General features: G+C 60.7%; 21 protein-coding genes. 11 read left to right on the top strand and 10 right to left on the bottom strand.

From position 1 onward, the window contains the following. Positions 1-53 precede the first annotated feature (53 nt). Positions 54-2,807, top strand: coding sequence for a TIGR02302 family protein (locus A6U86_RS08685; RefSeq protein WP_068389130.1), 2,754 nt, complete (start codon positions 54-56; stop codon positions 2,805-2,807). Between the two features lie 74 nt (positions 2,808-2,881). Here A6U86_RS08685 and A6U86_RS08680 read toward each other — a convergent pair whose 3' ends face one another. The 3 genes from A6U86_RS08680 to A6U86_RS08670 all read right to left on the bottom strand — a co-directional run bounded on the left by A6U86_RS08680 (position 2,882) and on the right by A6U86_RS08670 (position 4,910). Beyond that, positions 2,882-3,241: a response regulator gene (locus A6U86_RS08680; protein WP_068389128.1), complete on the bottom strand. Its 360-nt coding sequence runs from the start codon at positions 3,239-3,241 to the stop codon at positions 2,882-2,884. A gap of 262 nt (positions 3,242-3,503) precedes the next feature. Continuing rightward, a complete protein-coding gene (hpt, locus tag A6U86_RS08675) occupies positions 3,504-4,049 on the bottom strand; it encodes a hypoxanthine phosphoribosyltransferase (RefSeq protein WP_068389122.1) in 546 nt (181 codons plus the stop codon). A 201-nt stretch (positions 4,050-4,250) separates the two neighbouring features. Then, positions 4,251-4,910, bottom strand: a complete 660-nt coding sequence (locus A6U86_RS08670) for an FxLYD domain-containing protein (protein ID WP_068389120.1) — start codon at positions 4,908-4,910, stop codon at positions 4,251-4,253. Between the two features lie 208 nt (positions 4,911-5,118). Between A6U86_RS08670 and ftsE the strand changes: the two genes are divergently transcribed. The 4 genes from ftsE (at position 5,119) to A6U86_RS08650 (ending at position 8,508) form a co-directional block, all read left to right on the top strand. Then, positions 5,119-5,778: a cell division ATP-binding protein FtsE gene (ftsE, locus tag A6U86_RS08665; RefSeq protein WP_068389118.1), complete on the top strand. Its 660-nt coding sequence runs from the start codon at positions 5,119-5,121 to the stop codon at positions 5,776-5,778. A gap of 91 nt (positions 5,779-5,869) precedes the next feature. Beyond that, entirely contained in the window at positions 5,870-6,817 is a 948-nt protein-coding gene (locus tag A6U86_RS08660; RefSeq protein WP_141683662.1) for an ABC transporter permease, read from the top strand. 75 nt (positions 6,818-6,892) lie between these two features. Next, on the top strand, positions 6,893-7,609 hold the full coding sequence (locus A6U86_RS08655) for a YdcF family protein (protein ID WP_068389262.1): 717 nt from the start codon (positions 6,893-6,895) through the stop codon (positions 7,607-7,609). A gap of 98 nt (positions 7,610-7,707) precedes the next feature. Further along, a complete protein-coding gene (locus A6U86_RS08650; protein WP_068389109.1) occupies positions 7,708-8,508 on the top strand; it encodes a 1-acyl-sn-glycerol-3-phosphate acyltransferase in 801 nt (266 codons plus the stop codon). A 33-nt stretch (positions 8,509-8,541) separates the two neighbouring features. Here A6U86_RS08650 and A6U86_RS08645 read toward each other — a convergent pair whose 3' ends face one another. Then, positions 8,542-9,075, bottom strand: coding sequence for a gamma-glutamylcyclotransferase (locus A6U86_RS08645; RefSeq protein WP_068389108.1), 534 nt, complete (start codon positions 9,073-9,075; stop codon positions 8,542-8,544). A 52-nt stretch (positions 9,076-9,127) separates the two neighbouring features. Here A6U86_RS08645 and A6U86_RS08640 point away from each other — a divergent pair, with 52 nt between their 5' ends. Beyond that, the gene (locus tag A6U86_RS08640) at positions 9,128-10,141 is read left to right on the top strand and encodes a DUF2125 domain-containing protein (RefSeq protein ID WP_068389107.1); all 1,014 of its coding nucleotides are present in this window, start codon (positions 9,128-9,130) and stop codon (positions 10,139-10,141) included. A 4-nt stretch (positions 10,142-10,145) separates the two neighbouring features. Here A6U86_RS08640 and A6U86_RS08635 read toward each other — a convergent pair whose 3' ends face one another. From A6U86_RS08635 to A6U86_RS08620, 4 genes are all read right to left on the bottom strand, one after another. Beyond that, positions 10,146-10,574 (bottom strand): GNAT family N-acetyltransferase, encoded by a 429-nt coding sequence (locus tag A6U86_RS08635; protein WP_068389105.1) that lies wholly within the window; start codon positions 10,572-10,574, stop codon positions 10,146-10,148. Between the two features lie 27 nt (positions 10,575-10,601). Then, positions 10,602-11,531 carry a prephenate/arogenate dehydrogenase family protein gene (locus A6U86_RS08630; RefSeq protein WP_068389102.1) on the bottom strand — a complete coding sequence of 310 codons (930 nt, stop codon included), beginning with the start codon at positions 11,529-11,531 and terminating at the stop codon, positions 10,602-10,604. Next, the gene (gene hisC / locus A6U86_RS08625) at positions 11,528-12,637 is read right to left on the bottom strand and encodes a histidinol-phosphate transaminase (RefSeq protein ID WP_068389099.1); all 1,110 of its coding nucleotides are present in this window, start codon (positions 12,635-12,637) and stop codon (positions 11,528-11,530) included. Before hisC ends, A6U86_RS08630 begins: the two co-directional genes overlap by 4 nt. A 102-nt stretch (positions 12,638-12,739) precedes the next feature. Further along, positions 12,740-13,519 (bottom strand): class I SAM-dependent methyltransferase, encoded by a 780-nt coding sequence (locus tag A6U86_RS08620; protein WP_068389259.1) that lies wholly within the window; start codon positions 13,517-13,519, stop codon positions 12,740-12,742. 53 nt (positions 13,520-13,572) lie between these two features. Here A6U86_RS08620 and gloB point away from each other — a divergent pair, with 53 nt between their 5' ends. From gloB to A6U86_RS08605, 3 genes are all read left to right on the top strand, one after another. Then, on the top strand, positions 13,573-14,343 hold the full coding sequence (gloB, locus tag A6U86_RS08615) for a hydroxyacylglutathione hydrolase (RefSeq protein ID WP_068389096.1): 771 nt from the start codon (positions 13,573-13,575) through the stop codon (positions 14,341-14,343). Beyond that, positions 14,343-14,768, top strand: a complete 426-nt coding sequence (locus tag A6U86_RS08610) for a cupin domain-containing protein (protein WP_068389093.1) — start codon at positions 14,343-14,345, stop codon at positions 14,766-14,768. Before gloB ends, A6U86_RS08610 begins: the two co-directional genes overlap by 1 nt. Positions 14,769-14,903: 135 nt before the next feature. Continuing rightward, positions 14,904-16,061: an esterase gene (locus A6U86_RS08605; RefSeq protein ID WP_068389090.1), complete on the top strand. Its 1,158-nt coding sequence runs from the start codon at positions 14,904-14,906 to the stop codon at positions 16,059-16,061. Between the two features lie 21 nt (positions 16,062-16,082). Here A6U86_RS08605 and A6U86_RS08600 read toward each other — a convergent pair whose 3' ends face one another. Together A6U86_RS08600 and A6U86_RS08595 are read right to left on the bottom strand one after the other, a co-directional pair. After that, positions 16,083-16,982, bottom strand: a complete 900-nt coding sequence (locus A6U86_RS08600) for a DMT family transporter (protein WP_068389245.1) — start codon at positions 16,980-16,982, stop codon at positions 16,083-16,085. Positions 16,983-17,122: 140 nt separating this feature from the next. Then, positions 17,123-17,899, bottom strand: coding sequence for a DUF3108 domain-containing protein (locus tag A6U86_RS08595; protein ID WP_068389087.1), 777 nt, complete (start codon positions 17,897-17,899; stop codon positions 17,123-17,125). A gap of 237 nt (positions 17,900-18,136) precedes the next feature. On the opposite strand from A6U86_RS08595, the gene rpmB reads away from it, so the two are divergent. Next, positions 18,137-18,439, top strand: coding sequence for a 50S ribosomal protein L28 (gene rpmB, locus A6U86_RS08590; RefSeq protein WP_068389082.1), 303 nt, complete (start codon positions 18,137-18,139; stop codon positions 18,437-18,439). Between the two features lie 117 nt (positions 18,440-18,556). Next, a complete protein-coding gene (locus tag A6U86_RS08585) occupies positions 18,557-19,192 on the top strand; it encodes a queuosine precursor transporter (RefSeq protein ID WP_068389080.1) in 636 nt (211 codons plus the stop codon). The last annotated feature ends 86 nt before the right edge of the window (positions 19,193-19,278 follow it).

Genomic DNA, 19,278 nt, shown 5'->3' with positions numbered 1-19,278 from the left:
AATTTCCAACGGGCAAATAGCCATCAACGTCAGATCGGGAGAAAACCGGACCGATGACCAGCCCCAGCAACCCCAAGAAGGGCGCTTTCGCCACCCGTCCGGCGCTGGCGCGCATGGTTGCGGTCAAGCGTCTCTTTGCACGGTTCGTGCTGGTTTCCGAACAGCTTCTGCCCCGGCTGCTGTTGCCGGCATCCATTTTTGCCCTGTTCCTGTCTGCTGCATGGTTCGGCATTTTCCGCGTCGCGCCGGATATTCTGCGCCTCTTGATGCTCGCCGTCTTCGTCATCGGTTTTGCCGTCTCCCTCTATCCGCTGCGCCGTCTGCGCTGGCCCGATATCAGCGAGGCGGATCGGCTGCTGGAAGAGCGCAATGGCCTCGCCCACCAGCCAGTCACCGTGCAGGAAGATGAGCCGGCGCTCGACACACCCTTTGCCCGCGCACTCTGGCGCGAGCACCAGACCCGCATGGCGGAACGTATCGCCGCGCTGGATGCGGGCCTCCCGCGGCCGGATATCGCGCGTTACGACCGTTTCGCCCTGCGCGCTATTCCGGCATTGCTGCTGGTAACGGCCTTCAGCTTCTCGATGTCGAATGGCGGCGGCTCTCTGAGCGATGTCTTCACCGCATCCGCCTCCGGCTCGAGCAATCCGGATGTCCGCGTCGACGCCTGGGTCACACCGCCCTATTATACCGGCGAGCCACCGGTCTATCTCACCGGCAACGTCGCCAATGCCAGCGACAATCTCAACGTACCGCAATTCTCCGAGCTTACCGTGCGCGTCACCGGCGCCTCGGCCGATGAGAAGGTGCTGTTCCAGGCAGCTGGCGCCGACAAGGGCGTCGAAGTTCCCGAACAAGTCGCCGATACCGATCAGCAGGCCACACCGGCCGGCGGCAAGCCTGCTGCAGCGCCGCCGGTGGCACCAGGCAACGCCACCCCACCTGCAGCCGATGGCATGATAGCCCGCACCCATGTGCTGAAGCTCGAAAAGGGCGGAGCGCTCACCGTCAACGGCAAGTCCTGGTCCTTCAATGTCGTGGTCGACAAGCCGCCGGAAATCAGCTTTGACGGCATTCCGCGTGCCAATGCCAACGGTGCACTGGAACTCGGCTTCAGGGTCAAGGATGATTACGGCGTCGAGGAAGCCCGTGCCGAGATCGTGCCCGTCGATTCCGATCCGGCCGCGACGCCGCTCTACGGCCTGCCCGAATACAAGCTGGACATTCTGCGCCGCGACCGCCGCAATGGCAAGGGTCTTGGAAGCCATGACCTGACGCAGGATCCGCTTGCCGGCAAGCGCGTGCGCATCACCCTGGTCGCCAAGGACGGTGCCGGGCAGACCGGACGCAGCGCGCCCTATGAGATGGTTCTGCCGCCCCGCAATTTCAGCCAGCCGCTGGCCGCCGCCGTCGCCGAGGAGCGCCAGGTCTTCGCGCTCGATACGCGCAAGATGCCGGAGGCGATCGAGCTCAACAAATCGCTGACCATCCGGCCGGAAGAAACCATTCCCGATCTTGGCAACTATCTGGCGATCAAATCAGCACTTACACGTATGAAGCTTGCCAGCAGCAATGCCGCACTGAAGGACACCGCCGACTATCTCTGGCAGATCGCGCTCGGCATGGAAGATGCCCAGCTGACCGATGCCGAAAAGGCCCTGAAGGATGCACAGCAGAAGCTTTCCGACGCGCTACAGCGCAACGCCTCGGATGAGGAAATCAAGAAGCTGACGGCCGAGCTACGCAAGGCGATGGATGCCTATATGAAGGAGCTGGCCGAACGCATGCGCAACATGCCGGCCCAGCCCAACCAGCGTTCCGCCAATATTCTGCGCCAGCAGGACCTGCAGCGGATGATGGACCAGATTGAAAACCTTGCTCGCTCCGGCAATCGTCAGGCGGCGCAGCAGATGCTGTCCGAGCTGCAGCAGCTGATGAACAGCCTTCAGGCGGGTAAGCCCCAGCCCGGACAGCAGCAGAACCAGGCCAACGACAAGATGCGCGAGCAGATGGACAAGCTCGGCCGCATCATGCGCGATCAGCAGAAGCTCATGGACCAGACCTTCAAGTTCGACCAGGCCATGCGTGATCGCATGCAGCGCGGCGATTCCAACGAGGATGGCGACGGCTTGATGGATCAGCCGCTGCCCAACCTCGGCGACCAGAACCGACCCGACATGGGCCAGAAAAATCAGGGCCAGAAAAATCAAGAACAGCAGGACCAGCAACAGGGCCAGAATCAGCAGGGCAAGAAGGATAGCGACCCCACCGATGGCATGACCGCCGATCAGCTGCGCGACGCATTGAAGCAGTTGCGCCAGCAGCAGGACGACCTGGCCAAGCAGCTCGGCGAGCTCCAGAAAAGCCTCGGCTCGATGGGCATGAAGCCGAACCAGAATTACGGCAAGGCCCAGCAGGAAATGAAGGGTGCCGCAGGCCAGCTGACCGAAGGCAACGGCGAAGGCGCCGTACAGGGCCAGGGCCGCGCGCTTGACGCTTTGCGCAAGGGCACACGCGACATGATGAACCAGCTCATGGCGCAGATGCAGCAGCAGGGACAAGGCCAAGGGCAAGGGCAAATGCCGGGACAAATGGGCCAGGGCGGCCAAAATGGGCGCGATCCGCTCGGCCGATCACGCAATGACGGCGGCTTCTCGGACAATCCTGACAACAACATGGTGCCCGACATCATCAGAGCCGAGCGCGCCCGCCAAATTCTCGACGCCATCCGCGAGCGGCTGAGCAACAATCCAGCATTTACCGAGGAACGGCGCTATCTGGAGCGCCTGCTAAATCTGGCTGAGTAAGATTGCTTCGGACCTAACCGCCTATGACCGGACAGAGCCAGCACAGGGACAGCCGTGCTGGCTGGGGATTAATTTCAGGCAGCCAGGGCGCGGGCGACAGCCTTGCGGATATCAGGCAGAGCAAAAGGCTTGGCAACGACATCGACGATCTTTTCCATGAGATCGTCGGCGCGCTCGCGCTGCTCGGCATAGCCGGTCATCAGCAGGATTTTCATTCCCGGGCAGGTCGAATGCGCCTGATGCGCAAGCTCGATGCCGTCCATGACGGGCATGCGAATATCCGACAGCAGCAGGTCGTAGCTACCCAATTTCAGCTTTTCCAAACCTTCGGCGCCATCGGCTGCCTCTTCGGTCTCGTGGCCGTCCAGGCGCAACGCGCGGGCGACGAAGGTGCGAAGCGAATCTTCGTCTTCCGTGATGAGAATTTTTGCCATGGCCTATGCTCCTGGTCCGTCATGTTCCGCGACCGAAATCACCAGAATTCCGTTTGCGATAGGTAAACGAGGAGGGTCGATCAGGCTCCGTGGTTAACGAGTCGTCATCACTGGAGCAGAATGGGACAGCCAGGACAGCTGCCCGCGTTAACTCAGATTCGCCAGAGCGGTCGCGCGTTTCAGGGCATCGCTTGACCGCTCCGGGTTATTGTCTTTGCGCAATTACGGGCGGGAGACCGCCACGCATTTTCCTGAAATTGCGTCAGGTAGCGTCGCCCGTGACAACGCCCACAAAGGGCAGCTCGCGGAAGGCATAGGCGACGTCCATGCCATAACCAACAACGAAATAATCGGGGCATTCGAAGCCGACATAATCGGCCTCCAGCTCTTCCTGACGTTTGACGCTCTTGTCGAGCAGCACCGCCAGCGAGACGTTGCGGGCGCCGCGTTCATAGAGCAATTCCTTGGCGAAACGCAGGGTACGGCCGGATTCGAGAATATCGTCGACCAGCAGCACGTCGCGGTCTCTCACATCGCTGTCGATGTCCTTGACGATGCGAACACCCTGGGACGTCGTGCCGGCGCCATAGCTCGACAAGGTGATGAATTCGACTTCCGGCGCAAGCCCGGTGTCATGCAGCGCGCGCAGCAAGTCGGCCGCAAAGATGAACGAGCCCTTGAGAATGGCAATGACGAGGAGATCCTTCGTCGGGCCGCTGGCAATCTGCTGCGCCAGAGCCTTGTTACGCTCGGCAATCTGCTCGGCAGTGAAAAGCGGCTCGATATTTTTCCCGCGTACGACAGGCATTGATTGGCATGCTCCATGGCTGTGCTGCGGCACTTGTCCGCTGATCAAGCTCTAGCCCCTAGCACAATCAGCACAGCCGACACACCCCCCGGAGTCGGATGATTTTGGGCCCAATCCACCTAAAATCCGAATTTGCCCTGGAATCAAATAGCTGGAGGGCGGTGCCGCCCGAAGGCGATCTACATCTTTCAGCCCCGCGCTTCAGGGCATGAAGGTCAGGCGAACATCCGGTGTTTTTCCGCCGGGATGCTGCAATCGCGTCGAAAACCCTCGGCTCTCATGCGGGGCGAGACGATCGATCGGCACATTCACGACAACGCTTCTGACCAGCTGATCGCCGGCAAAAAGATTGGCGCGTATCGGCGGGACCGAGAGCGTCGCGCCGCTGACATTCTCGATGATGCCATTCAATGTCAGCACACCCAGCCCGTTCTCGTCGCGCGGCGTCAGCGTTACATGCTCGAACTGCAACGGCTCGCCAGCCATCTCACCCGTCGTATCAGACAGGCCGGAAAATCCGCCGGAAAGACCGAAGATCAGCACCGCAAGCGAAACGATGAGCGCCACGAAACTGCGGCGCGAGGCCTGTTGCAAAATCTCTTCGATAAAGCGCAGCGAAGCCAATGTGCGCGAGAGCACGGTCCTGCGCGCCGGCTGCGGCCGCAATTTTGCTCGCAAAGGGCCGCCATGGCGCATATTAGCGCCCGAGACGCTTCTGCCGGAAACGGTCACGAACTCAGCATCGACGATGTCAGGCTTCGGCGTGAAATGGTGCACCTGGCCCGAACCCGATCCGCGTTCGGGCGGAATGAGGTCATAAACCAGCCCCGCCTGTTGCGGACGGTGGCGAAAAGCGCCCATGATGACCTCCCGTTTCGGTGATCCACATGGTTTCGACGCCCATCGCGAATGAGGGCATTGAAACGAATCCTGCCCAGTCGTAAATTTTAATGGTTAATGCTTCGCAAAGATCGCCATGAATGGCGCGCCTTTCCAGAAAATTTACCGGCTGTTAACGCCGCTGGTTAACAAGTCGCCTGATTGAACCCCGCGGAAGACTGGATGCCCGTTGATTCATTTTGAGAACGTCGGTTTGCGTTACGGCATGGGCCCGGAAATCCTCCGCGACCTCAGCTTCGACATTCCGCGAAAATCGTTCCAGTTCCTCACCGGTCCCTCCGGCGCCGGCAAGACGACGCTGTTGCGGCTGCTGTTTATGTCGCTGCAGCCCACCCGTGGGCTGATTCGCATGTTCGATCGCGAGATTTCCTCGATCCCGCGCAACGAGCTGCCGCTGCTGCGGCGCCGCGTCGGCATCGTTTTCCAGGATTTCCGGCTGCTCGATCACCTCACCACCTACGAAAATGTCGCCCTTCCGCTGCGCGTGCGCGGCAAGGACGAAACCTCCTATCGCACCGATGTGCTGGAGCTGCTGAAATGGGTCGGCCTGGGTGAGCGCATCAACGTGCTGCCGCCGGTGCTCTCGGGTGGCGAAAAGCAGCGCGCCGCCATTGCGCGCGCGCTCATCGACCGCCCGGAAATCCTGCTTGCAGACGAGCCAACGGGCAATGTCGATCCGCCGATGGCACGCCGGCTGCTCAATCTGTTCCTCGAGCTCAATCGCCTCGGCACCGCCGTCGTCATCGCTACGCACGACCTTGCCCTGATGGACCAGATCGAAGCCAGGCGCATGATCCTGTCGGGAGGGCATCTCGATATCTATGACTAAGCCCGCCCCTCGCAGCAACGCACAGAACGCCAAGGCCCCGCAAGCGCGGCAGGCACCCACGACACCACCGCCGGAGCGCAAGCGGCCGGAAATGCGCGTGCGCCCGACCGGCCCGATCGTGCCCTCCTCGAATATTCAGGGCAATGCGCTGATCGTCGTCATCGCCATCATGGCCTTTCTCGCTTGCCTCACGCTTGGCGCGGTCAGCATGGTCCGTTCGACGGCAGCAAGCTGGGAAGGCCAGATTTCCCGCGAGATCACCATCCAGATCAAGCCGGATGATAATCTGGACATGGAGAAAGCGCTCACCAGCGCCCGTGATATCGCACTCAGCTTCGTCGGCACCAAGTCCGGCCAGATCCTCGATGAGGCGGCAACGGCGCGTCTTCTCGAGCCCTGGCTCGGCGCCGGTCTCGATATCAAGGAATTGCCGGTGCCGCGCCTCGTCATCATCACAATCGATGAGACGCACCCGCCTGATTTCGAGGCCATACGCAGCCTGATCAAGGCGCAGATCCCGCAAGCGACGCTGGACGACCATCGCACCTGGGTCGACCGGCTCGTTTCGATGGCGCATACCACCGTGCTCATCGGTACGGGCATCCTGCTGCTGGTCTTTACGGCCATGGTGCTGACCGTGGTCTTCGCCACGCGCGGTGCACTGTCGGGCAATCGCCATATCGTCGAAGTCCTGCACTTCGTTGGCGCCGAAAGCACCTTCGTCGCCACCGAGTTTCAGAAGCATTTCCTGAAGATCAGCCTGAAGGGATCGGGGGCCGGCAGCGCGCTTGCCGCCCTGTTCTTTGCCAGCGCCGGCCTCCTGCAGAGCCGCACGATCGCCACGCCGCAGACCGATCAGGCGACCGCCCTCTTCGGCACGTTTTCCGTCGGCGCGCTCGGCTATCTCGGCATTCTCGCGACCATGATCGTCATCGCGCTGCTGACCACGCTCACCGCGCGATTTACCGTCATGCGCACGATCTACGAGATCGATCTGATCCGCTCCGACCCCGGCAGGTCGGACAGTGTGCAGAATTGACACTGTGGTGATGATTTTTTGCCGTCTGGCAGCCCGTAGCTTGCCGCAATTGTCGTATAATAGCGAATCATGAGCATGGATCTGACGACTCGCAAGACCGTGAGTTCGCAGCCGCTGGAAGAACAATCCAGCAGCGATAGACCCGTGCGACGTAGCCTGTTCCGGCGGCTGCTGCGTTGGGGCGGCTTCGGTTTCATATTTCTGGTCGCCATCATTTTCGGCGGCTTCCTGCATTTTGCCGATTCGATCACCACGCTGAAACCGCCGCTGGCTCCCAAGGCGGATGGCATCGTTGTCCTGACGGGCGGCTATCAGCGGATCGATCAGGCAGTGGAATTGCTGCGCTCCGGCGCCGGCAACCGCCTGCTGATCTCGGGCGTGCATCCGACCACCACCCCATCGCAGATCCGCAGGCTGACGCAAAGCTCGGTCAATCTCTTCAATTGCTGCGTCGATATCGGCTATGACGCCATCGACACGATCGGCAATGCCCGCGAAGCCGCGAAGTGGATCCATGCCCGGGGCTACAAGAGCGTGCTGGTGGTGACCAACAATTACCATATGCCCCGCAGCCTGGCGGAATTGAAATATGTCGACCCGTCGACCGATTTCATTCCCTACCCGGTGGTCAATTCCGACCTGAAGACCACGAACTGGTTCTCCGATCCGAATGCACTGCGTACGATGATTGCTGAATATGCCAAGGTTCTTCTCGCCGGTGCCCGCAATATCACCGGCCTGGGGCGCCCAGTCGGCCTGCGCTCGCAGGAACAGAGCGACGATCCGGACTGAGATGCTGGACCGCACGCGGACCGACTTTTTATTGACAGCGTAATCGTGTAGGCAAGGCTTCTGATGCTGGCGAAAGCCGGCGTGTTGGGAAAGCCTTGATGATCACCTTGCGTTCGATCCTGTTCAATATCGTCTTCTACGCCAACCTCATCATTCGCATGATCGTGCTCTCGCCGATCTATTTCCTGATGCCGCGCAAGGCGGCCTATGCGATCCCCAAGGCATGGGCCAAATCCAGCACATGGCTGATGGAGAAGATCGTCGGCACCACCTTCGAGATTGAAGGCCTGGAGAATATTCCGAAGGGCAGCTACATCTTCGCGCCCAAGCATCAATCCTTCTGGGATACGTTTGCACTGCTGCCCTACCTTGACGATCCGGTCTACATCCTCAAGCGCGAGCTGATGTGGATTCCGCTGTTTGGCTGGTATGCGGGAAAGCAGCGCATGATCCCGGTGGATCGCGGCGCACGCGGCAAGGTCATGTTCGACGTGCTGAAACGCACCCAGGAGGAGCTCGCCACCGGCCGCCAGCTCATCATCTATCCCGAGGGCACCCGTCGGCCGCCCGGCGCCGAACCAGTCTACAAATACGGCATCGCCCGCATGTATCGCGATCTCGATATCCCGGTCGTTGCGGTTGCCATGCATCCAGGCCTGTTCTGGCCGCGCCGCACCTTCCGCAAATATCCGGGCCACCTCAAGGTCCGCATCCTGCCGCCGATCGAGCCGGGCTTGGACCCGGATGTCTTCTTCGCCCGATTGATCGAGGAGACGGAAAGGGCGAGCGACGAATTGCTGGTCGAGACCTTCGCCAACAATCCGCATCTCCCCATCCCGCCGACGGCAGCCAAGCGCCTCGCGGAAATCCGAGATGCAAAGGTCGCCGCCGCGGTTTGACTTGCCTGCGGCAACATCAAAGGAGGCGCCGGCTCAGGATGGCTCCCGCATCCTGTCGATCTCGCCGGCAACCTGCTCCAGCCAATGATCGCGAATGCCCATGTCGCGCAGATGCGTCAGCGTATTGAAGACATAGGCGTCGTTCGGGCCAGATTGGCCACTGGCGGATTCGACGATATGGGCGGCGTCAATGGCGTCCAGCGCGCCGGCATATTGCCTGTGCGCGCGATCGACGACATAGGCAACCGCCGTCACCCGGCGCCCATCGGCGAGCCGGATGGCCGTCGTCCTCTCCAGATAGACATTGGTTACAAGCTCGCGCTCGCGCAGATAGGACAGGACCTCATCCCACGCCGCAGTCGAGACGCGAAACGCCATGCCGCGGCAGGAGCCGCCGCGATCGAGGCCAAGGACCAGACCGGGGCTCGCCTCGCTGCCGCGATGAACCCAGGAATGCACACAAAGCGAACGGCGGTAGCCGAAAACAAGCGCCTCGGCCTTTTCCTCATACTCGAAGCCCGGATTCCACATGAGCGATCCGTAGCCAAACACCCAAAATTCGTCCATATCCAACGCCAAATCAGTGTGAGAACTTTCAGTCCAACCATTGGAGAACAACATGGCAGCGTCAAGCCAGAGCGTAACGACCGGCCGAGGCAAACGTCTTTGGATCGTCGTGCTGGGTCTGTTGATAGTCCTGGCCGCGCTCTATACCGGAGGATGGTATTACGCGACCGGCTTCGTCAGAGCCAACGTATTGAAGGCGCTTGGCCAGCAAAATAGCGCCGGCATTGCCGGCAAATGCGAGAACATGGCCTTCAGCGGCTTCCCCTTCTCCATCGGGCTAACCTGCGACACGGTGACGGTCGATAATCAGACCCGGGGCGTCTCGGCCAACTTCGACACCCTGAGCGCCTCTGCGCCGGTCTTCCAGCCCAACCATGTCAGCTGGAACCTGAAATCACCGGCAGAATTGCGGACGACCGAAGGCCTGACGATCTCGGCCGAATGGACGGACCTGCAATCCAACCTGGTCGCACACGGCCGTGGCGTCGCGCAAAGCCAGACTGTCATCGACGGGCTGAAAGCAGGCATCGTCTCCTCCTTGACGGGCCAGAGCGCTAATGTGACGGCCGCCCATACCGAAATGCACGCCAATCAGAATGGCAGCGATCTCGATTTCGCAATCGGCATCGAGAACGCCAACGCCGTGATCAAGGATTTCCCGCAGACGCTGCCGACCGCCTCGACAAGCGCCAGCGTCACGCTGACGGGCAAGGCCGGCCTGCTCGACGGCAGCGATCGTGAAGGTCTTCGCGGAGCCGCAGGCGTACTGCACCAGGCCGTCATCGATATCGGCGACGGTCGTGTCATGACGCTCTCCGGTCCCTTCAACTTCGACAGTGATGGATTTTTGTCCGGCCAGTTCAAGCTGGAGATCAACCAGATCGGACCGTGGGGCGACAGCCTGACGGAGACGCTCCCGGCTGCCAAGAGCATCATCAAGACAGCCACCAAGATGCTGAAGGCTCTTGCAAGCGGTGCCGACAAGGTCTCCGTCGACCTCACGGCCGATCGCGGCCGCCTCTCGCTCAGCGGTTTCATTCCGCTCGGAAAAATCCCGCCGATCTGATGCGCTACGGCTTATCTTTTCCGGAGATATCCTTCAGAAAGAATATCTCCGGGCTCGGCTGAACCGCGCGGAAATCGATGCTGCCGGCGGCGCGAAAGCCGTTGCGGCGATGCCAGGCTTGCGGTTCCGCCTCCGCCCACTCGCTGGAGGTCATCAGGACCTCAGCGCCTTGCACGATCATCGCGCTCTCCCATGCCCGGAACAATGCTGTGCCGACACCGGAATGGCGGTGTGACGGCAGCACGCGGATCATGTCCATATAGGGTATCTTGCCCCAGAAGCGGCTGAAGCGCAGAAAGCCGACCGGCAAATCGTCCTGCTCGGCGAGCAGATATTCTCCGGACTGGATACAGCGTGTGATCCAGTCCTCACTCACGTCATCATGCTTGGACAGCCATGGAAGATCCTGTGGGCGCCCGTCTCTGATGATCATGGGCAACCCTCCCTTCGAGCGGAGCGCCTACTTCTTCGTATCCAGCGCGTGGCGGCCGAAATCCGGCACGTCGACGTCCTGGCCCGCCTCGACGATCGAGCGACGAATGGCGCGGGTGCGGGTGAAGAGTTCGAAGATCTTGTCGCCGTCTCCCCAGCGGATGGCGCGCTGCAGCGACGCCAGATCCTCGGAGAAGCGCGACAGCATCTCCAGGATGGCATCGCGATTGTGCAGGCAGACATCGCGCCACATTGTGGGGTCGGACGCGGCAAGACGGGTGAAATCGCGAAAGCCGGAGGCCGAATATTTGATGACTTCCGACTCGGTCACCGTCTCCAGATCATCGGCGGTGCCGACGATATTATAGGCGATGAGATGCGGCAGATGCGAAACGATCGCCAGCACCTTGTCGTGATGCTCCGGATCCATTTCGTCGACGCGCGAGCCCAGTGTTTGCCAGAATTCCCGAAGTTTCCCGATCGCAGCCTCATCGGTGCCGGGAACGGGCGTGAAGATGCACCAGCGCCCTTCGAAGAGCCCGGCAAAGCCCGCATCCGGTCCGGATTTCTCCGTACCAGCCAGCGGATGGCCCGGAATGAAATGCACGTTGTCGGGCATATGCGGCTGCATCTGCGCGATGACGGACGCCTTGGTGGAGCCGACGTCGGTTACGATGGCTCCCGGCTTCAGATGGGCCGAAATCTCCTTGGCAACGCTCTCGGAGGCTCCCACGGGCACGGAGACGATGACGAGATCGGCATCCTTGACCGCTTCGGCCGAGGACGGCGTGTAGCGGTCGCCAAGTTTCAGCTCTTCGGCGCGCTTCAGCGTCTCGCTGCTGCGGGTCGAGACCACCACTTCCTTGGCAAGGCCGAGGCGCTTGATATCGTGGGCGATGGAAGAGCCGATCAGGCCGATGCCGATCAGCGCGATACGGTCGAACTGGATCGTGCTCATGCCTTGCGTCCCATAAATTCTGTCAGGGTATCGAGGAGGCCGAGATTGGCCTCTTCGGTGCCAATGCTCATGCGCAGCGAATTCGGGAAGCCATAGGCGCGCACGGCCCGGACGATGTAGCCGCGGCTGGTGAGGAAATCATCAGCCTCGACAGCGCGCTTGCCGTCGCTATCGGGGAAATGAACGAGAACGAAATTTGCAACCGACGGCGTCACCTTGAGGCCGATGGCCTCAAGCGCAGAGGTTACCTTCTCGATCCAGAGCGTGTTGTAGGCAACGGCCTTCTCGGTGAACGCCTGGTCGCGGATGGCAGCGGCACCCGCAGCGATGGCGGCACCGCTCAGGTTGAACGGCATGCGCACGCGATTAAGGGCATCGACAATATCGACCGGTCCGTACATCCAGCCGATGCGAAGCGCCGCCAGGCCGTAGATCTTCGAAAAGGTGCGCGTCATCACGACATTCTGGTTGCTGGAGACGAGCTCGAGACCGGCCTCGTAATCGTTGCGGCGAACATATTCGGCATAGGCTGCGTCGAGCACGAGGATAACATGCTTCGGCAGGCTCGCCTGGAGGCGGCGAATCTCGCTCACCGGAACATAGGTGCCGGTCGGGTTGGCCGGATTGGCGATGAAGACCATCTTCGTCTTTTCGGTCACGGCCGCGAGGATCGCATCGACATCGACGGTGCAATCCTTTTCCTTCACGGTAACCGGCGTCGCGCCCGCAGCCATCATCTGGATCTTGTAGACGAGGAAGCCATGCTCGGTGATGATGCCTTCGTCGCCGGTACCAAGATAGGTGTGGCAAAGCAGGCCGAGCAGCTCGTCGGAGCCGTTGCCGCAGAGAATGTTGGCGACGTTCAATCCATGCACGTCGGCGATCGCCTGGCGCAATTCCTTGGCTTGCCCGTCCGGATAGCGCTCCAGATGCCCGGCAGCGCTGCGGAATGCCTCAAGGGCACTCGGGCTGGCGCCAAGCGGCGTCTCGTTCGAGGACAGCTTGAACACGCGCGCAACGCCCGGTGCATGCTCCTTGCCCGGCACATAGGCTGAGATATCGAGAATACCGGGACGCGGGGCGGGCTTGCTCATTTCCATGCTCATGGGATCGACCTTGGGAAGGGCCGGAAAATTCCGGCTTGAAACACCCCGTCGCATTAATGCGGATTGACAATTTTGTCGAGTGTCAGCGCTTTTTCGGCTGCATCAAGGGCCATCTCGCGTCGTCGGTATGCCGCGCGGTGCCAGCACCGGCACGAAGACGCGGCGTGAAGCGCGGACGGCAACCGGCAGGCCCTGATAGAGCCGCTTCTGTGCCTCAACGATGATCACACCGGAAAAGGCAGGCCATAGGGTACGGCCGACCCTTTCGAAGGCGCGGCGCAGGCTGAGCACGGTACGCAGCTTGGAGGGCGGAAAGAACAACGCCTCGGCCGTTGCGCCCGGCGTGAAGTTTGTTTCCCGCAGCAGCGAGGTCAGCTGGCCGCGCGAATAGGGCCTGCCGGAACCGAACGGCGTGTGTTCCATGCGCGCCCAGACGCCACGGCGGTTGGGTACTGCGATGACGAGCCGCCCACCCGGCGCCAGCACCCGCCATAGTTCCTTCAGCGTCTCGCGCGGGCTTTCGGCGAACTCGAGCGAATGCACCATCAGCACCCGGTCGATCGAACTGTCTGGCAGGGGCAATTCTTCATCGAAAATCAACGCCGTCGACGATGCCGAGCCCAGCGGCCAGTTCACCGCGCCCTGCCCTGCCGGCATGAAGGCGAAGGTGCGTTCGGTATCGGCGCGGAAGCGGTCGAGATAGGGAACGGCATAGCCGAGGCCGACAAGGCGCTCCTCCGGCATGCGTGCCCAAATGGAGGAAAGCGCCATGGCAATGGACTGCTCCGCCAAGCGACCAAGCTCGGAATGATAGAACTGACGGAGATCGACAATATCGGCGTGCATCGAAACAAATGTTATCAGCCGAGCGTTGGACTTCAAGGCCGAACGGCTTACATTCTGTAGCAACCCAAAAGACGAGGACGATTTCGATCATGAAACCATTGGAATTAGAGATTTTTATCTGCCGTTCCGACAATTACGGCGTCTTGGTCCATGATCCGGAAACCGGATCGACTGCATCGATAGACGCCCCCGAGGCGGATGCCATCCTGAAGGCGGCCAATCGCCGCGGCTGGACGATCAGCCATATCCTGACGACCCATCACCACAACGACCATGTCGAGGGCAACCTCGCGCTGAAGGAACAGTTCGGCTGCCAGATCGTCGGCCCGATCAATGAAGCCGTCGCCATTCCCGGCCTCGACAAGGCCGTCGGCGACGGGGATACCTTCGAGTTCGCCGGTCACACCATCAATGTGATCGAGACGCCCGGCCACACGGCGGGCCATGTCTGCTATCATTTCGTGGATGACAAGCTGCTCTTTGCCGCCGACACGCTGTTTGCACTGGGCTGCGGCCGGCTGTTCGAGCGCACGCCCGCCGACATGTGGGCCTCGCTGCAGAAGCTTGCCGTGCTGCCGGATGAGACAGCCGTCTATTTCGGCCACGAATATACGCTCTCCAATGCCCGTTTCGCGCTGACGATCGACCCCGACAACGAGCGGCTGAAAGCTCGCGCCGCCGATATCGAGGCGCTGAGGGCGGAGGGCAAGTTCACCATCCCGACGACGCTGGCGCTGGAGAAGGAAACCAATCCCTTCCTGCGCGCCGCCGACCCCTCGATCCGCCGCCACTTGCTGATGGAAAGCCGCAGCAACGAAGAGGTTTTCGCGGAAATCCGCAAGCGCAAGGACAATTTCTGATGCAGGTGAAAGAGATCATCGAAACGCTTTCCATGCAGCGACATCCGGAAGGCGGCTGGTACGTGCAGACCTTCCGTGACGAGCAGGGCGGCGCTCGCGGCCATTCGACTGCGATCTACTATCTGCTTGAAGCGGGTGATCGCTCGCATTGGCACAAGGTCCGCGACGCCGCCGAGGTCTGGCACTATTATGCCGGCGCACCGCTTGCCCTGCATCGCTCCGCCGATGGCAAGGCGAGCGAGCGGCTGGTGCTTGGGCTCGATCTCGCAAAGGGCGAGCGTCCGCAGGCGATCATTCCGGCCGACTGGTGGCAATCGGCCGAGAGCCTCGGCGAATTCACGCTCGTCGGCTGCACGGTATCCCCGGGCTTTGAATTTTCGAGCTTCGAGATGGCCGCGCCGAACTGGAAACCCACCGCCAGCTGAATACGCCTTTACCGCCCGTCGACTTCGCGCCACGCATGGAGTGCCGGCGCGATGTCTTCCATCTTGAAAAAGCTTCCCGCAGCGTCAGCTTTACCCACGGAGAGAGAAGTTGGATCATTTGGAGGAGGATTTTTCGTGCGTTTGTTGTTTCCTTTGCTCGTCGCGGCAGGCTGTGTCATGAGCGCCCCTGTCCTTGCCGTTGATGCACCGGCATCGCCCCCGGCCGAACAGCCCCTGAAAAACTTCGTCACGTCTGTCGAGAAAGACGGCTCCATCACCTTCCGGCTCTATGCGCCGTCGGCAAAGGCGGTTTCGGTCGCCCTTGGGTCGCGCGATCCGCTGGCCATGCAGAAGGGTAACGATGGCACATGGAGCGTGAAGACCGAGGTCCTGAAACCAGATCTCTACGAATATTATTTCAACATCGACGGCTTCCGCAGCATCGATACCGGCACCAATGCGCCCAAGCCGCAGCGGCAGGTCAATACCAGCCTCATCCTCGTGCCGGGCAGCATTCTCGATATCCGCAACGTGCCGCATGGCGACCTCAGGCTGGTAACCTTACATTCCAAGGCGCTGAAATCGGAGCGGCAAATGTATGTCTACACGCCGCCCGGCTACACCGATGCCTCCAAGCCGCTGCCGGTGCTCTACCTCTATCACGGCTTCGGCGACACCGTCGGCTCCTGGGTGGCGCAGGGCCGCGCGCCGCAGATCCTCGACAATCTCCTTGCCGAAAAGAAGATCGAGCCGATGATCGTGGTAATTCCCGATACGGAAACCGATATAGCGGAAGCAATCGCCGAGAATTTCCCCGCCGCCGACCGTCGCAAGGATTTCTATCCCGCCAATGCGGAGGCGGCCGATCGCGAACTGATCGAAGATCTCATTCCCTACATGAAAGCCCATTACCGGGTGCGCAACGATGCCGACGGTCGCGCCGTCGTGGGTCTGTCTCAGGGCGGATACCAGGCGCTCGTCTCCGGCCTGTCGCATCTCGATACCTTCAGTTGGGTTGCGACCTTCAGCGGCGTCAGCACGAGCACGGTGCCGAACAAGGCTGTCGATGCCGCGCTCAACGAGCCGGCCAAGATCAACAAGGCGCTGCGCAACTTCACGGTGACTGTGGGAAGCAAGGATCAGGTCGTCGGCAAGGATGTGGCCGGCCTCAAGGCGACGCTTGAGGAAAAGAAGATCACGCACGAATACCACGAATATCCGGATCTCCAGCACGAGATGGACGTCTGGCGTCCGTCGCTTGCCGCCTTCCTGGAGAAGGTCTTCAAGAAATAGCCGGCAATGGCTGCGGCGGAGCTACTCCGCCGCCTCCGCCTGCGCCGAACCGCCACTATCCCGGCGCAGGATCATGCGATGCGCCGCGAGTACCGCCCCACCGGTGACTAGCAGGCAGGCAAGCGCAATACCCCAGCTCGGTTCTGCAAAGCCAAACAAGGTCAGGATCAGCGTCGACAGCAACGGCGCGGCATAGCTTGCCGCACCGAGAATCTGGATGTCGCCGTTCTTGATGCCGAAATCCCAGGCGTAAAATGCCGCGCCCACGGGGAAGAGGCCAAGACCGAGCACTGCGATCCACTGCGTCGGACTCTCGGGCCAGATCGTCTCCTCCAGTCCGAGGTGGCAGACGAAGGAGAGGATTGACGTCACGAGGCAGAAGATGGTGACGACATCGGTCGACACCGCCTCGAAACGGCGTGTGATCAGCGAATAGCCGGACCAGGTAAAGGCGCAGAGCAAGGCCGCGCCATAACCGACGACATAGGCGCCCTCGAAATGGAAACCGTTGCGGCCGACGATCAGAACCGTACCCGCCAGGCCCATCAGCGCACCGACGATGTGAAACCAGCGCAGCCGCTCACCCGGCAGCAGGGCTGAGCCGACGACGATCAGCAGCGGCCAGAGATAGGCGATCAATCCGGCCTCGACCGCCGGCGCGTGGCGCAGCGCCGTAAAATAGAGGAAATGATAGCCGAACAGGCCGACAATGCCCGTGATCCAGACCTTTGCCGGCTGGCGCAGCAGCTGCAATCGTTCCGGCCGCAACGCCAGGACGACAATGCCGGGTACGCTGCCGATGGCAAAGCAGATGGCCAGCAGCTGAAACGGCTGCATCTTGCCGGATGCCACCGTCAAAAGCGCCAGAAACGACCACATCACGATGGCCGAGAAACCCGTCAGTGTCGCACGAAACTTCAATTCCGCCCCCAAGACAAACGCCACGGGCGTCCCCGGCCCGCTAGAGCAATTCCGGGAAAAATGCGCAGTCGTGCTCTATCCGGAATTGCGTGGAAACAACGGTAGGGTGGTCAGGCGATTCTGTGAAGTGCTCGATGGCCCTAGCTGCCGTATTTCACGGCGGTAATCGTCACCGTCCCGTATTGCGTGGGTATGCGGACATAGACCGGGGCATATACATTCATGGCGTCGGCCTTGGCAAACCAGATCTCCATGCCGTCGCTCTTGGCAAGGTAGAGATAGTCCTTGCGCGTGCCCTTGTAGCCGCCCTTTGGCGTAAAGCGGACACCGCAGGCGATGGTCTTGCCCTTGAAACCCTCGGTCGAAAACGGGTGCGATCCCTTCGGCGACAATTTCAGATCCATGCGCATCTCGCCGTCAAAAACAGCAAGCGTCTGATTGCAGAGATTGAGGCCGGGCGTGATCGGAAAGATCATGCCGGAAATCGGATCCAGCACCGATTTCAGATCGCTCGCACCCAGTGGCACCCAGGTATCCGGCCGCTTGGGCTCCGGCGTGATCGTGTTCGACGTCACATTGCCGTTGGTATAGGCGACATCATAAGTACGCTCTCTCTTGCCGCTCTTGTAGAACAGCGAATAATGCGTTGCCTGAAGCTTGTTCTCGTTGACGACACCCGTCACATCGGTTTTCGCATCGATCGACGTCACGAGATCCGCAAGGCCGGCGGAGGTTATATCACCACGGATCGTGAACTGCTTGCCCGTGACTTCGGTCTTGAAATCCGCTCTCGCAATCGGCAGGCCGGCGAGCGAGACGCGATACCGGGTCTCGTGCCGCAGCACATCGGCCAAGGCCAGGGATGGCGTTGACGCAATGACGGCCGAAATAACAAGCCACTTCCGAATTTGAAACATGTTCAAGGCCTTCAACGAGGATCAGGCAAGATATATAGACACTATACTCGCCGGCTGCGAGTTCCACAGAACAGCAGCTTTTTGACGGAATTGCGGGAAAACACAAGGTTTGGCTTGACGCGGCCGGCCGCTCTGACTATAGAACCGCAACTTTCCAATTATGGCCCGTTGGATTGCGTGCCCGATTTTGCCGGGAATGCTTATCCGATAGCCGAGAAAAACAAAAGTAGGTGTATCATGTCCCGCATGTGCGAATTGACCGGCAAGGCCGTCCTCGTGGGCAACAATGTCAGCCACGCCAACAACAAGACCAAGCGTCGGTTCCTGCCGAACCTCTGCCAGGTCACGTTGATCTCTGACGTTCTTGGCCAGCGTTACCGTCTGCGCGTTTCCGCTGCAGGCCTGCGCTCGGTCGAGCATCGTGGCGGCCTTGACGCTTTCCTTTTGAAGGCAAGCGAAAACGAACTCAGCATGCGCGCTCGCCTGCTGCGTCGTCAGATCATCAAGAAGACCGCTGAAGTTGCCGTCGCTGCTGCATAAGCAGTTCCAGCGCTTCGCGATATCATACCGGTTAAGAGGCTTGCACGGTTTATATCCGGACAAGCCTTTTTCCATGTCCGGTTTCCTCCAACTGGTGGCATCTCCCAGGATAAAAAAATGCTGACAGCGCGTCATACCCTTATCTACGTACTGCTGATGACGCTGGTCGTCGTCGCCTCCAACATCCTTGTGCAGTATCCGCTGCAGGCCCAGCTTGCGGGCATCAATCTCGCGGATATCCTGACCTGGGGCGCCTTCACCTATCCCGTCGCCTTCCTCATCACCGATCTGACCAACCGCCAGTTCGGCCCGAAGGCTGCGCGCAAGGTGGTGTTTGCCGGCTTCGTCGTCGGCGTCGCCCTGTCGTTCTATACCGCCCAGCCGCGAATCGCGATTGCATCCGGCTCGGCCTATCTGGCCGGCCAGCTGCTCGATATCTCGGTCTTCAACCGCCTGCGCCGCATGGCCTGGTGGCGCGCGCCGCTCTTCGGCTCGCTGATCGGCTCGATGCTGGACACGCTGATCTTCTTCTCCTTCGCCTTCGCGCCCTTCTTCGTCTTCTTCGGACCGAACGAACCATTTGCGATCGAATCGGCTCCGATCCTTGGCATTTTCGCCACCTCGGCACCGCGCTGGATTTCATGGGCAATCGGCGATTTCTCGGTCAAGGTGACCGTCGGCCTCGTCATGCTTCTGCCCTACGGCGCGCTGATGAACATGCTGAAGCCGGTGCCACAGGCGCCCACGGCTTGATCAAGCGATAATCCCGGCCAGCCGCATAATCCAGAGCATTTTCGCTTTTCTTCGAATCGCGAAAGCGCTCTGCCGCTTTGTCTTTA

This window comes from Rhizobium sp. AC27/96 (assembly GCF_001692325.1).
Lineage (GTDB): Bacteria > Pseudomonadota > Alphaproteobacteria > Rhizobiales > Rhizobiaceae > Rhizobium.
This window is presented reverse-complemented; position numbering and strand designations above follow the sequence as displayed.